This is a genomic window from Crossiella sp. S99.2 (assembly GCF_023094165.1).
Taxonomy (GTDB): Bacteria; Actinomycetota; Actinomycetes; order Mycobacteriales; family Pseudonocardiaceae; genus Crossiella.
The window spans coordinates 253,523-266,297 of sequence record NZ_JALMDK010000003.1 but is presented as its reverse complement, the minus strand read 5'-3'; the positions used below and the strand labels follow the sequence as shown (position 1 = coordinate 266,297).

Below are 12,775 nucleotides of genomic sequence, written 5' to 3'. Positions count from 1 at the left end.
CCACATAACAAGTCAACGAGTACCGCGAAGTACTGACCAGGTCGTAACGTGATCAACCGTGCGCATTCTGATCTCGGCCGATATGGAGGGCGTCACCGGGGTGACCTGGGGCGCCGACGTCAAGCCCGGCACTCCCGGCTGGGAGCGGTTCCGGCCGGTGTTCACCGGTGATGTCAACGCCTGCATCGCCGGCCTGGCCGCCGGTGGTGCCACCGACATCCTGGTCAATGAGGCCCACTCCTCGCAGCGGAATCTGCTGATCGAGGACCTGGATGTGCGGGCGCGGCTGCTCACCGGGCGGCACAAGCCGCTGTCGATGATGCAGGGCATCGACTCCGGGGTGGACGGGGTGGTGTTCCTGGGCTACCACGCCGCGGCCGGCCAGCAGGGCGTGCTGGCGCACACCTACCTGGAAAACTCCATCACCGGGGTGTGGCTGGACGGGGCGCTGGCCAGCGAGGGCAGGCTCAACGCGGCCCTGGCCGCCGAGCACGGCGTCCCGGTGCTCATGATCACCGGGGACGACCGGTGCTGCGCGGATGCCGCCGAGTACGTGCCGGAGGCCGAGCATGTGGCGGTCAAGGAGTGCGTGAGCCGCTACGCCGCGATCTGCCTGCCGCCCACCCTGTCCTGGGAACTGATCACCACTGGGGCCCGGCGCTCGATGAACCTGGCCGGCCGCCGGGCGGTCGCGCCGGGGCCGCACCGGATCGAGGTGGAGTTCGACGCGGCACACCTGGCGATGGCCGCGGCGGTGATCCCCACCGTGGAACAGATCGGCGTGCTGCGGGTGGGTTTCGACGCGCCGGACATGACCGAGGCGATGAAGTGCTTCAAGATCGTCACCGCCATCGCGGGCGGGGCGACCGAGCCGGACTGGGGCTGAGTCAGCGGGACCCGGCGGGCGCGGTGACCGGGTAGTCGGGCAGGTCGACGGCGTGCGCGGCGCGCTGGATCTGCTCGTGCATCTTGGCCGCGATCCGGTTGCGGGCGCCCGACGGGGTGAACTTGAGCAGCCGGAAGGAGAGTCCGCGCAGGCGGCGCTGCCAGGCGGTGTCGGTGATCATGCCCTTGGCGCCGTCCACGCCGAGCTGCTGGTTGGCCTCGACGTAGGGCCGCATGATCCGCTCGTAGGCGGCGAAGGCGCTCGTGTGGTCGGCCTGCCTGGCCAGTTCGCCCGCCAGCACGTAGGCGCCGACCAGGGCCAGGCTGGTGCCCTGGCCGGAGGCGGGTGAGGCGCAGTAACCGGCGTCGCCGAGCAGCACGATCCGGCCGGTGCTCCAGCGCGGCAGGTGGATCTGGGCGACGGCGTCGAAGTAGAAGTCCGGCGCGCTCACCATCTCGGCCAGCAGCTTGGGCGCCTGCCAGCCGATCCCGGCGAAGGCGGTGCGCAGGGCCTGCTGCTGGGCGGCGACGTCCCGGCCCACCTGGAGGTCCCCGGCGCCGAACATGAGCAGGCCCTTGGCCGGCTCGCCGACGCCGGTGCGGTAGATGCAGGCGGTGCCGCCGACGCCGTTGTGGAACAGCTCCCAGCGATCCAGGTCCATGTGGTGCCGGGTGGTGAAGATCGAGATGTAGCGGCCGAGGTGGCGCAGGTAGTCCGACTCCGGGCCGAAGGCCAGCGCGCGAGTCGTGGAGTGCAGGCCGTCGGCGCCCACGACCAGGTCGAAGGTGCGTGACGCGCCGTGCTCGAAAGTGACCTCCACACCCTGGCCGGTCTCGGTGAAGGCGGTGGCGGAGTCGCCGTAGACGAACTCGACCTCGTCCCCGCAGGCCTGCACCAGGATGCGGCTGAGGTCGCCGCGCCAGAGTTCGGCGTCGCCGGTGCCGCGGCCGTACATGAAGTCGGCCTCCATGGTGGCGATCGGCTTGTTCTTCTCGGTCACGAAGGTGACGCCGCGGACCTTGGTGTCCACCGCCTCGATGGCCGCGCGGATGCCCATGCGCTCGCACACGGTGATCGCCGCGCCGCGGACGTCGATCTTGTAGCCGCCTTCGCGCGGGGCCGGGGCGCGCTCCACGACGGTGGGGCGGAAGCCGTGACGGCGCAGCCAGTAGGCGAGGGCGGGGCCGGCGATGCTGGCGCCGGAGATGAGCACGGTCTTGGTCATGGCGAGAATCATACGAACGTCTAGCACTTCTGTCTAGTACATCTGTCTAAGACGTTCGTCTGGGACATGTGCGAGGATGCTGACCATGACCAACAACCGGGAATCGCTGCTGGTGGGGGCCAAGCAGTGCCTGTACGACAAGGGCTATGCCCGCACCACCGCCCGGGACATCGCCCGCGCCTCCGGAGTGAGCCTGGCCGCGATCGGCTACCACTTCGGCTCCACCCAGGAACTGCTGAACCAGGCCCTCTACGCCGCCATCCAGGAGTGGGGCGACGAACTGGAGGCCACCCTGGCCGCCGAACTGGACCCGGAAGCCACGGTGCGGCAACGGTTCGAGACCTACTGGGAGCGGGTGCTGGGCAGTTTCCACACGCACCGGCGGATGTGGGTGGCCACCTTCGAGATCTTCCCGCTCATCGACGAACTGCCCCAGGTGCGCGCCAATCTGGCCCAGGGCATGGAGCACGCCCGCCTCGGCCTGGCCGAGTTGCTGCAACAGGTCGGCGCGGGCAGCGGGGACGCCCGGCAGGTCGGCGCGATCCACCAGGCGCTGCTCAGTGGCATCCTGGCCCAGTGGCTGATCGACCCCGAGGCCGCGCCCAGCGCCGCCGAACTCTCCGCCGGGCTGCGCCGGATCGCCCAGGACCTCGCCGATGACTGAGCTACGGGTGGCGCACACCGCCGACCTGGACCCCGGCACCCGGCGCGCGCTGCGGGAGTTGCTGGAGCTGACCTTCGACGGCGGATTCACCGACGAGGACTGGTCGCACACCCTGGGCGGCATGCACGCGCTGCTCTACGCCGAGGACACGCTGATCGGGCACGCCGCGGTGGTGCAACGCCAGCTCCTGCACGCCGACCGGGTCCTGCGCACCGGCTACGTCGAAGGCGTCGCGGTGCACCCCGGCCACCAGCGCCAAGGCCACGGCGGCCGGCTGATGGCGCCCCTGGAACGGATCATCCGCGACGGCTACGAACTCGGCGCGCTCGGCGCGGCCGAGGACGCCCAGCGCCTCTACCGCGGCCGCGGCTGGCTACCCTGGCTGGGACCGACCGCGGCACTGACCCCCACCGGGATCGTGCGCACCCCGGCCGAAGACGACGCCATCCACGTCCTGCCCGTGGGGCCGGCCCTGGATCGCACGAGCGAGCTGACCTGCGACTGGCGAGTGGGCGACGTGTGGTGAAAGTTCACCCGATCGCCGGATGTACGTAGTTACACCGACGCGACCACCCCCCGACTGGGACGAGCATTCACCGGTGCCACCAGTCCGGGAGGGATCCGCCATGACCAGCACATTCATCGGCCACGACCTCGGCACGCTGCGCCCCGTCCCGCAGGTGGCGACCTGGGCGCCGACCGGCCACCCCGGCCTGCCCGAAGAACTGCCCGAACCCGGTGTGCTCGGCGCCCACGACGGATTTCACTACACCGTGGATCCGGCCACCCCACGGTGGCTGCGTGCTCACCACCCGCAGTCACTGCTCCCGGACCCCGACCTGGACATCCCGCTGGGCCCGGCCCCGCTGCCGCTGACCGGGATCCGCGGCGGCCTGCTCACCCCGAACTCCCGCGTCCTGCTCATCGCCGCCGACCCGAACGCGGTGTTCTGCTTCGACCTGCTGCACGTCCCCGGCCAACCGCGCCCGGTCGGGGTGTGCACCGGCGCCCGGCTGCTGCCGGAGGTGCCGGGCCGGGCCATCGGGCTGGTGCTGCGGCCGTGGTGGCACGGCGGGGAGTACACGCCGCTGCACGTGCTCACCGCGCACGGCGGCGCACACGGACTGGCCGTGCCGGAGCCGATCGAGCTGTAAAACGCCGATACCGCGCCCGATGTCCGTAGTTTCCACGACGCACGGGCGCACACCGATGACAGAAGCTTGATGTGGTGGAGTCGCCCGCGCTTGGGGGTGGCGGGCGCCTCCCCATGTCAGCGCCGGCGCGGAAGGACCGTCATGGCCGAGTACAGCACAGAAACCCAGCCGCCCGGCTTGGCGCCCCCCGATGTGTCCGACTGGACCGAGGTCCGCACCGGCTCCGTGAGCTGCGACCACGTCTGCTGGTACCTGCCCACCAGCGCCGCCGGCGGCCGGGCCCTGGGCGCGCACGCCCACGACGGCGAGAACCTCGGTCTGCTGCACCCCGCCCCGTCCGTGCTGGCCACCGCGGGCGGCTTCGGCGCCCCGGTCTCCCACCGCGGCCACCTCGACGTCCCCGTCACCGGCCCCGCAGGCATCTGGCGACTACGCCCCGACGGCACCGGCCAGAGCTGGCTGCCCGCGAAGGAACTGCCGGAGGAGGGCCTGTTCACCTGGTGTGGCAACCAACTCGGCCTGCTCTACACCAGCGCCACCCGCCACCCGCGCACCCTGCGCGCCTACGACCCCACCACCCTGAGTCACCTCCCCTACTGGGACATCGACCTGGGCCCCAGTCCCCTGCCGCTGACCGACATCCGCGGCGGCGTCTTCACCCCCAACCGCCGCCTGCTGCTCGTCGGCGGCGGCCCCGAGGGCGTGAACACCCTGGCCTGCTTCGACCTGGTGCAGAACCCCCGGCACCATCGGCGACCGCTGTCCGCCCGGTGCAGCGGAGCGAGGCTGCTGCCCGAGATCACCGGCGAGATCGCCGGTCTGGCCATCCGCCCGGTGTGGATCGGCGACACCTACGCCCCCGTGCACATCCTGTCCACCGCGGGCTTCCCCGCGCACAGCTTCCGCGTGCCCGACCCCGACAACCTGTGACCCGGCTTCGGTTACGGTCTGGGCGTGCCGGCCCAGCCTGACCCCGACCACCGCCCGCTTCCCGCACCCGCGGAGTCGACGTGGCTGACGGTCCCGGTCCGCCGCCGGGTCCTGTTCATCGCGCACAACCTCACCACCGCCACCCGGCTGCTGGACGTCCTGCCGATCTTCGAGTCCGACTTCCGGGTGCAGCTCACCTTCACCTGGCCGGAAACCGACCCTTTCCGCCACGGACTTCCCGAATTCCTGGAAAGCCACGGCTTTCTCACCATGCCGTGGGCGGAAGCGTGTGCCGCTCCGTTCGACCTGGCCATCACGGCTAGCCATCATGCCGGGATCGACCAGGTCAGCGCACCGCTGGTGATCTTGTCTCACGGAATCGGCTACACTAAAAAGTCACCCGAATCCCGAATCCCGAATCCCGAATCCCGAATCCGGCACCGCGGCCCCCGCAACACCCCCGCCGATCCCGCCCCCGCCCCGGACGAACTTCCACCCGTCCCTGCCTGCCCCGGCGAAGCGCACTCCGCCGCGCCACTCCGCACCGGTGAGTGCCCCGAAGCTCCCCCACCGGACGACGTCTTCGGCCTCTCCGACGAGTGGGTCCTGCGCGACGGCGCCCCCTTCGCCAAAGCCCTCGTCTTCTCCCACCCCGAACAAATCACCCGCCTGACCCCCGCCGCCCGCCCGGCAGCCGTCCTCGCCGGCGACCCCTGCTACGACCGCATACTCGCCAGCCGCCACCTGACTCCCCGCTACCGCGCCGCCCTGGCCGCCCCCGCAGGCCGAACCCTCATCGCGGTCACCTCGACCTGGTCCCCCACCGCCCTGTTCGCCACCCCGGACCTGATCCGCCGCCTGCTCGCCGAACTCCCCGCCGACACCCACCAGCTGGCCCTGATCCTGCACCCCAACATCTGGCACCACCACGGCCCCCGCCAGCTCCACACCTGGCTCGCCGACTGCCTCCGCGCCGGCCTGCTCCTGCTCCCCGAACACGAAGGCTGGCGCGCCACTCTCCTCGCCGCCGACCTGGTCATCGGCGACCACGGCTCGGTAACCTGCTACGCCGCCGCCCTGGACCGCCCGGTTCTGCTGGCCGCCTTCCCGGCCGACCGCGTGGCCCCGGGCTCCCCCGTCGCCCGCCTCGGCGAACTCGCGCCCCACCTCGACCTGGCGGCACCGCTGCGGCCCCAGCTCGAGCGCGCCATCGCCGGCCACCGGGCGCTGGCCGCGGGGCCGGTGCGCGAACCGGCGGGCGGCCCAGCGCGCGATGGCGACGCGGATCGCCGAGGGCACCCCGGCCGCGCGTCCAGCCGCGATGGCGAGTGCCCCGCTCCCGACGCTCCCGCCAGTCCCACGCCCGCCAGTTCCGCTCCTGCGAGTCCCGTTCCCGCGAGTCCCGAGAGTTCCGCGACGAGCGCGGATCCAGGCGAGGCCGGGCAGGATCCGCGCGCTGCGGGCCGCTACGCCGAGGTGGCGGAGCTGGTGACCTCGGCGCCCGGCGAGTCGGCCCGGCTGTTGCGGGCGCTCTGCTACCGACTGCTGCACCTGCCGGAACCGGACGCCGAACCGCCGGTCCCGGTCCTGCCACCGCCATCGGCCACCGGCGCACTCAACGCGCCCGGCTCGCCCAATTCGCCCGGCGCGCTCGTCGCGGCCGCGGCGAGCCCGGGGCTCACCGCCGTCGGGCCCGAAGCCGCGGGCCTGGCGAGCGGCCGGCTCCGGCGCGAGCGGTCCGGTGGTGGCGGGCAGCTGGCCGGCTTCCTGCCCGGGGCTCCTGCCACGCCTCCTGCCGGGCCCCCTAGTCCTCGGCCGGTGCTGCAGGCCTCCTGGGTGACCTGTTCGCTGGTGCCGCCCCGTGCCGGGTCCGCCGCCGCCACCGTTCCTCTGCGGAACGCGGAAACGGGCGTTTTGGTTGCCTTGGCGTTTCTGTCGCGTCACCCGGCCGAGTTAACCGAGGCTCCGGACCATGCCCATCTCGTTGTCCACGCCGACCATCCGCTGCCCAGCCTGCGCAACGCGGCCGATGTGCTGTTCATCCAGGTCAGCGAGTTGCGGGAGACTCCGGAGGAGTGGCTCGCCCTCACCTTAGCGGCTCGGCCGGGGGCTGTTGTGGCGGCGGTGGTGGATGGCCGGCACTGCTGGATTCTCACCCGGAATGGGGACCAAGCCGTGTTCATCGCGGCGGGTGCTGACGATCCGGTGTGCTGGGCTTCGGTGGCGTACGCGGCGGTATTGGGTGGGCGGCGACTCGCTGAACTGGCGGGGGCGGTGCTGCGGTTCGAGTGACGAGTGAGCGGCGGGCGGCGGGTTAGGACTGCTCGTCGAGTTCTTGGCGCAGGGCGTCGAGTTCGGACTGGGCCTCCTCGCGCTTGTCCGGGATGTCGGCGGCGATCAGCTGGGCCAGGGCGTCCCGATACGCGGTTTCCGCTTCGGAGCGTTCGCCCAGGGCGCGGTGGACTCGGGCGCGTTCCAGGCGGATTCGGGCCAGGTTGCCGGTGTCGGTGGCTGTGAAACGGCACTTGGCCTCGTCGAGTTTGGTGGCGGCGGTGTGCGGGTCGCCGGCTTTGCGGGCGATGCGGCCGTGGTGCATGGCGTAGAGCGCCAGCGCGCGTGGGCGGGTGGGGCCGGCCGCGGTTTCTTCGGCTTCGGCGAACAGGGCGGCGGCCCTGGTGTAGTGGGCGGACTGCTCGGTGGCGAGGTCGGCGGCCCTGGACTGCTCGCCTGCTGCCTCGGCGGCGCGGCGGGCGGTGGCAGACTGGTCGCCCTGCTGTTCGGCGGCGAGGCCGAGTCCTTCCAGGCAGGCGGCCAGGTAGCGCGGGTGCCGGAGTTCGCGGGCCGGGGTCAGGGAGTCCTCGAAGGCGGCGGTGGCCTCGGCGGGGCGGCCCAGACCTTCGTGGCCGTGGCCCAGTTCGTTCAGCAACACCATGCGCGCCAACGGATCCTCGGTCACCGACAGCGCGAACCGGCGGGTGTCGACCAGTTCCTCATAGCGGTTGGTGTCGTAGTACCAGCGGCACAACGCGTGGCTGACCTGCCAGATCAGGTCACCCCGGCCGAGCCGCTGGGCCAGCGCCTGCATCTCGCGCAGGGTCACCGCGTCCGCGTCCAGCTCCCGCCGCGCGACCTGGGCATCGACCTCGGCCGGCGGGATCTCGGCGGCGAGCGGGCCCTCCAGCTCGCGGTCCGGGTAGAGCGCCTTGGCCAGCGCGATCGTCCGGCGGGCATGCCTTTCGACGATGCCGGTCTGGATCCGGGTGATCTCCTGCGGCAGCTCGACCAGGTAGGCCCGTGCCACCGACTCGGCGTACTGGGCGGTCAGCCGGTGCCAGGAGAACCGCTTCTGCTCCCGATGGAGCACGAACGCCCGTTCCAGCTCCCGCAGCACCGCGTCCCGGGCCGCCTCCTCCAGTCCCAGCAACTCGGTCACGGTGCACAGCCCGAACCGGGTGCCGGGCAGGAAGGCCAGCAGCCGGCACGCCTGCGCCGCCGCCGGGGACAACTCGGTGAAGGTGACGCGCAGGATCGCCTCGACCGGCTTCTCCCCGTCCACTTCCAGACCGCCCGCGCCGTCCTGCCGGATCCGCGCGATGTACTCCCGCATCGGCACTTCCGACCAGGTGTGCAGGTATGCCGCGGCCGCGCGCAAGGCCAGCGGCAACCGGCCGCACACCTCGACCAGCTCGCGCACCTCGGCGGGTTCACCGGTCCGCGCGATCATCGAGCTGACCATCTCCACCGCGGCGTCCTCGCTGAACTCGGTCAGCCGCAACTCGGCGAAACCGTGGAAGGCCAACGCCTCCAGCTTCTGCCGACAGGACAACAACACCGCGCATCCCTTGAGCGCGGGCAGCAATCCGGTGAACTGACCGGCGACGCGCACGTCGTCCAGCACCACCAGCACCCGCGACCCCGCGCACCGGCGCCGGATCAGCGCGATCCGCGCCGGATCGCTCACCGGGAGGTCGTCCTCGGCCACGTCCAGCTGCCGCAGCAACTCGGCGTAGACGTCAGCGGGCGGCACCGCACCCTCGAAAGAGCCGTACAGCACCCGCTCGAAGTCCGCGCCCAGCCGGTCGGCGAGTTCCAGCTGCAGCACCGACTTGCCGATCCCGGCCGGACCGGTCAGCGCCACCCACTTCTGCGCCCCGGTCAGCCACTCCCGCACCTGGTCCAGCTCGTCATACCGGTTGTGAAACGCGCTCATCGCCCAGCACCCCCTACCGCCCGACCCTACCGGCCCTCGGTCGCGGTGCGCGACCGGATCAGCACACCCGGTCAACGACCAGTTCCGCCACCCGCGCCACCGCCCCCTCCGCCACGATCCGCTCCCGCAACACCGCCGCCCGCGACCGCATCCCGGCATCCCCCGCCACCCGGGTCACCGCCCGGTACAGCCCCGCCGCCCGCACCGGCGCGGCCACCGGAACCGCCAGCCCCAGCTCGACCAGGCGCCGCGCCGTGCCCTTCTGATCCCCCGCCCGCGGTGTCACCACCATCGGCACCCCCGCGGCGAGGGATTCCAGCACCGAGTTCATCCCGGCGTGGGTCACGAACACCTCGGTGTGCGCCAGCACCGCCCGCTGCGGCAGCCGGCGTCGCGCGATCACGTTGTCCGGCAACCAGCCCAGCTCACCCGGATCGGTCGCGCCGGTGGCCAGCAACACCAGCCAGTCGGTGTCGGCGAAGGCATCGGCGGCCGCGCGGAAGAACTCCGGGCCGCGCGCGAACACCGTCCCCGGCGACACCAGCACCACCGGCCGCGCCTCGATCTCCTGCCACGGCAACGGATCCGGCCCGCGATCCGGCTCGCGCAGCAGCGGGCCGACGAAGTGGAAGCGTGGCGGGAAACTCGCCCGTTCCGGCTGCAACTCCGGCAACGTGGTCACCAGCACCGGTTCCGTGCCCCGGCCCGACGGGTGCAGGCGGCTCAGCCTGGACCGTCCGGCCACCGCGGCCACCAGCGCGCCGTAGCGGTGCCGGGTCGTCTCGGCCAGCACCGCGTCGTTGACCGCGTACGTCGTGCTCCACACCATCGAGGGCACCCCGGCCGCCCGCGCGATCCGGCCCGCCCAGCCACCCAGCACATCCCACACCACCAGACCCGGCCGATCCGCGCGGATCACGTTACGCAGCAAGGCTTTGCTCGCCTGATCCGCACGCAACCGGGTCCGCACCGACCGCCCGATCCGCGGTAACTCGGCCCAGCGGACACGGTCCGGCACCCAGGTGTCGAACCCCACCGGCACCGTGAGCACCTCCGCGCCGGTGGCGGCGATCGCCTCGGCGAAGGCCGGGCCGACCAGTACCCGCACCCGCGCGCCACGGGCCACCAGGTCCCGCAACACCGGCAGCAACGGGTTCACATGGCCGTGTGCCGAGTACGGCACGAACATCACATCGATCACACCAACCGACCGTAATCGGTCCGTCCAGCACTGGTGGCAGGATGGGCGAGTGCCCACTCAACACGCCGTCGTCCTCGGCGGCGGTCTCGCCGGGATGCTCGCCGCGCACGTGCTCGCCGAGCACGTCGACGCGGTCACCATCATCGACCGCGACGAGCTGCCCGACGGCCCCGACCACCGCAAGGGCACCCCGCAGGCCCGGCACACGCACGTCTTCGTCGAGGGCGGCTACGCCGCGCTGGAAGACCTGCTGCCCGGCATCGTCGAGGAACTGACCGGGCTCGGCGCGCAGCGACTCGACCACCCCACCACCATCCTCATGCGCAACCCCGCGGGCTGGCGCGAACGCCTGTCCCCGGAGGCCGGGGTGATCAGCGCCAGCCGCTCGCTCACCGACTGGGTGGTCCGCCGCCGCGTGCTCGCCCACCCCCGCATCACGGTGGCCGCACCGGCCACAGTGGTCGGTCTGCTCGGCGATCGGCGCCGGGTCAGCGGCGTCCGGCTGCGCGACCGCGGCGCCACCGACACCCGGCGCCTCACCGCCGACCTGGTCGTCGACGCCACCGGCCGCTCCTCGCACACCCACGAGTGGCTGGCCGAGTTCAAGATGCCGACCGTGCACCGCGAGCACATCGACTCCGGCATCCGCTACTCCACCCGCGTCTACCAGGCCCCGCCCGGCACCCCGGCCGGATTCCCGTTGCTGGTCGTGCAATCCGACCCGCACTCCAATCGCCCCGCGGTGGCCGGGATGCTCTCGCCCATCGAGCACGACCGCTGGATCGTCACCGTGGTCGGCCCGAAACACGATCCGCCGCCCACCACCGAAGCCGAGTATCAGCCGTTCCTGCGTGGACTGCCTGATCCGGTGCTGGCCGACCTGGTCGCCGCGGCCACCCCGCTGACCCCGCCGCACGGCTTCGCCAACACCGCCAACCACCGTCACTTCTACGAACGCGCCCGGTTCTGGCCGGACGGTCTGCTGGTGCTCGGCGACGCCTACGCCACCTTCAATCCGATCTACGGCCACGGCATGGCCACCGCCGCGCTGGCCGCCCGCGCACTGCGCCAGCGGTGGCAGCGGCACCATCCGCTGCTGCCCGGGTCGGCCCGCCGCGCCCAGCGCACCGTCGCCCGGGTCACCGAACCGGCCTGGCGGCTGGCCACCGCGCAGGACCTGCGGCTGCCACACACCACGACCACCGGCCGGCCACCGGGCAAGCTGGCCCGGCTCAACTACCGCTACGCCGACCGGATGGTGGCCGCCATCCCCGGCCGCCCGGACATCCTGCGCACCAACCTGCGCGTGCTCACCCTGCTCGCCTCGCCGTTGCGGCTGTTCAGCCCGCGGATGATCTGGCAGGTCCTGCGCGGCCCGCGCGGCGGCTACCTGCCCGAGGTTCCACTGACCGCGGAGGAGCGCAAGATCCTCATTCCGGCGAACGGAACGACCGCCGATAGCTAGCCGGGGACACCCCGACCAGCAGCCGGAATCGGTCCCGGAACGCCGTCGGTGAGCCAAAACCGACCTGCGCGGCGATCCGGTCCACCGAGTGTCCGGTGGTTTCCAGCAGGTGCTGGGCCCGCCGCAACCGCTCCCGCATGATCCATTGCAACGGGGTGGTGCCGGTCTGCTCGCGGAAGCGGCGGCTCAGCGTCCGGGTGCTCAACCGCGCCTGCCGGGCCAGTTCGACCAGGCTCAGCCGCCGTTCCAGGTTTTCCGCCAGCCACACCAGCAACGGTTGCAGCGAGCCGCCGTCGGGGGCTGGGTCGGAGTGCGCGATGAACTGGGCCTGCCCGCCCGCGCGTTCCAGGGGCATCACCGAGACCCTGGCGATGTCGGCGGCCACCGCGGCCCCGTGGTCTTTGCGCACCATGTGCAGGCACAGGTCCATGCCCGCGGCCGCGCCCGCGGAGGTCAGGATCTGGCCGTTGTCCACAAAAAGCACATCCGGATCGACCTCGATCGAGGGATAGCGGGTCGCCAGCGCGGCCGCGCCCAGCCAGTGCGTGGTGGCCCGCGTCCCGTCCAGCAATCCGGCCTCGGCCAGCACGAACGCCCCCGAGCAGACCGAGGCGATGCGCACCCCGGCGGCCGCGGCGGTGCGCAGGGCGGCCAGCACCGCGGGGTCAGCCGGAACGGTGACATCGCGGACGCCGGGAACTATCACGGTGTCCGCGCCGGCCAGCCCGCTCAGGTCCCAGCGGGTGCGCAACTCGAACAACCCGGCATCCACCACGCCATCGGCCGAGCACACCCGCACCTGGTAGGCGGGATGCCCGTCGGGCAACCGGGTTCGCTCGAACACCTCGCACGGAATGGCCAGATCCGAGGGCACCACATCGTTCAACGCCACAATGGCCACCACCCGCATGGAGCCACACCCTACTCATCACCGCAGTTCAGCGACTTGGCTGAAACTCGGTGATTATTGGCTTTCCAGCCACTCCTCTCCCGGCCCCGCGCCAGCCAAGGTGGTCACCGACCCCGAGGGGAAAGGATCA

Annotated in this window: 11 protein-coding genes; 7 read left to right on the top strand and 4 right to left on the bottom strand. The window is 72.1% G+C overall.

From position 1 onward, the window contains the following. Window positions 1–58: 58 nt before the first annotated feature. Window positions 59–886, top strand: a complete 828-nt coding sequence (locus MZC64_RS12445) for a M55 family metallopeptidase (protein ID WP_247757101.1) — start codon at window positions 59–61, stop codon at window positions 884–886. A 1-nt stretch (window position 887) separates the two neighbouring features. On the opposite strand, the gene MZC64_RS12440 is transcribed toward MZC64_RS12445, so the two are convergent. Beyond that, the gene (locus tag MZC64_RS12440) at window positions 888–2,111 is read right to left on the bottom strand and encodes an FAD-dependent monooxygenase (RefSeq protein WP_247757102.1); all 1,224 of its coding nucleotides are present in this window, start codon (window positions 2,109–2,111) and stop codon (window positions 888–890) included. Between the two features lie 85 nt (window positions 2,112–2,196). Between MZC64_RS12440 and MZC64_RS12435 the strand changes: the two genes are divergently transcribed. The 5 genes from MZC64_RS12435 (at window position 2,197) to MZC64_RS12415 (ending at window position 7,151) form a co-directional block, all read left to right on the top strand. Further along, window positions 2,197–2,775, top strand: a complete 579-nt coding sequence (locus MZC64_RS12435) for a TetR/AcrR family transcriptional regulator (RefSeq protein ID WP_247757103.1) — start codon at window positions 2,197–2,199, stop codon at window positions 2,773–2,775. After that, a complete protein-coding gene (locus MZC64_RS12430; protein ID WP_247757104.1) occupies window positions 2,768–3,301 on the top strand; it encodes a GNAT family N-acetyltransferase in 534 nt (177 codons plus the stop codon). The genes MZC64_RS12435 and MZC64_RS12430 overlap by 8 nt, the downstream gene beginning before the upstream one ends. Window positions 3,302–3,401: 100 nt before the next feature. Next, on the top strand, window positions 3,402–3,929 hold the full coding sequence (locus MZC64_RS12425) for a hypothetical protein (RefSeq protein WP_247757105.1): 528 nt from the start codon (window positions 3,402–3,404) through the stop codon (window positions 3,927–3,929). A gap of 141 nt (window positions 3,930–4,070) precedes the next feature. Continuing rightward, entirely contained in the window at window positions 4,071–4,859 is a 789-nt protein-coding gene (locus MZC64_RS12420) for a hypothetical protein (protein ID WP_247757106.1), read from the top strand. A gap of 24 nt (window positions 4,860–4,883) precedes the next feature. Then, on the top strand, window positions 4,884–7,151 hold the full coding sequence (locus MZC64_RS12415) for a hypothetical protein (RefSeq protein WP_247757107.1): 2,268 nt from the start codon (window positions 4,884–4,886) through the stop codon (window positions 7,149–7,151). Window positions 7,152–7,173: 22 nt separating this feature from the next. Here MZC64_RS12415 and MZC64_RS12410 read toward each other — a convergent pair whose 3' ends face one another. Then, window positions 7,174–9,069, bottom strand: a complete 1,896-nt coding sequence (locus tag MZC64_RS12410) for an NB-ARC domain-containing protein (RefSeq protein WP_247757108.1) — start codon at window positions 9,067–9,069, stop codon at window positions 7,174–7,176. A 58-nt stretch (window positions 9,070–9,127) separates the two neighbouring features. Beyond that, window positions 9,128–10,270 carry a nucleotide disphospho-sugar-binding domain-containing protein gene (locus MZC64_RS12405; RefSeq protein ID WP_247757109.1) on the bottom strand — a complete coding sequence of 381 codons (1,143 nt, stop codon included), beginning with the start codon at window positions 10,268–10,270 and terminating at the stop codon, window positions 9,128–9,130. 49 nt (window positions 10,271–10,319) lie between these two features. On the opposite strand from MZC64_RS12405, the gene MZC64_RS12400 reads away from it, so the two are divergent. Then, the gene (locus MZC64_RS12400; protein ID WP_247757110.1) at window positions 10,320–11,735 is read left to right on the top strand and encodes an FAD-dependent monooxygenase; all 1,416 of its coding nucleotides are present in this window, start codon (window positions 10,320–10,322) and stop codon (window positions 11,733–11,735) included. On the opposite strand, the gene MZC64_RS12395 is transcribed toward MZC64_RS12400, so the two are convergent. After that, window positions 11,701–12,645, bottom strand: coding sequence for a GlxA family transcriptional regulator (locus tag MZC64_RS12395; RefSeq protein WP_247757112.1), 945 nt, complete (start codon window positions 12,643–12,645; stop codon window positions 11,701–11,703). The genes MZC64_RS12400 and MZC64_RS12395 overlap by 35 nt on opposite strands. Window positions 12,646–12,775: the final 130 nt, after the last annotated feature.

Coding starts and splice junctions, on each gene's coding strand:
- MZC64_RS12395 (WP_247757112.1), bottom strand. CDS start 12,645: ATGCGGGTGGTGGCCATTGTGGCGTTGAACGATGTGGTGCCCTCGGAT.
- MZC64_RS12410 (WP_247757108.1), bottom strand. CDS start 9,069: ATGAGCGCGTTTCACAACCGGTATGACGAGCTGGACCAGGTGCGGGAG.
- MZC64_RS12430 (WP_247757104.1), top strand. CDS start 2,768: ATGACTGAGCTACGGGTGGCGCACACCGCCGACCTGGACCCCGGCACC.
- MZC64_RS12425 (WP_247757105.1), top strand. CDS start 3,402: ATGACCAGCACATTCATCGGCCACGACCTCGGCACGCTGCGCCCCGTC.
- MZC64_RS12435 (WP_247757103.1), top strand. CDS start 2,197: ATGACCAACAACCGGGAATCGCTGCTGGTGGGGGCCAAGCAGTGCCTG.
- MZC64_RS12440 (WP_247757102.1), bottom strand. CDS start 2,111: ATGACCAAGACCGTGCTCATCTCCGGCGCCAGCATCGCCGGCCCCGCC.
- MZC64_RS12420 (WP_247757106.1), top strand. CDS start 4,071: ATGGCCGAGTACAGCACAGAAACCCAGCCGCCCGGCTTGGCGCCCCCC.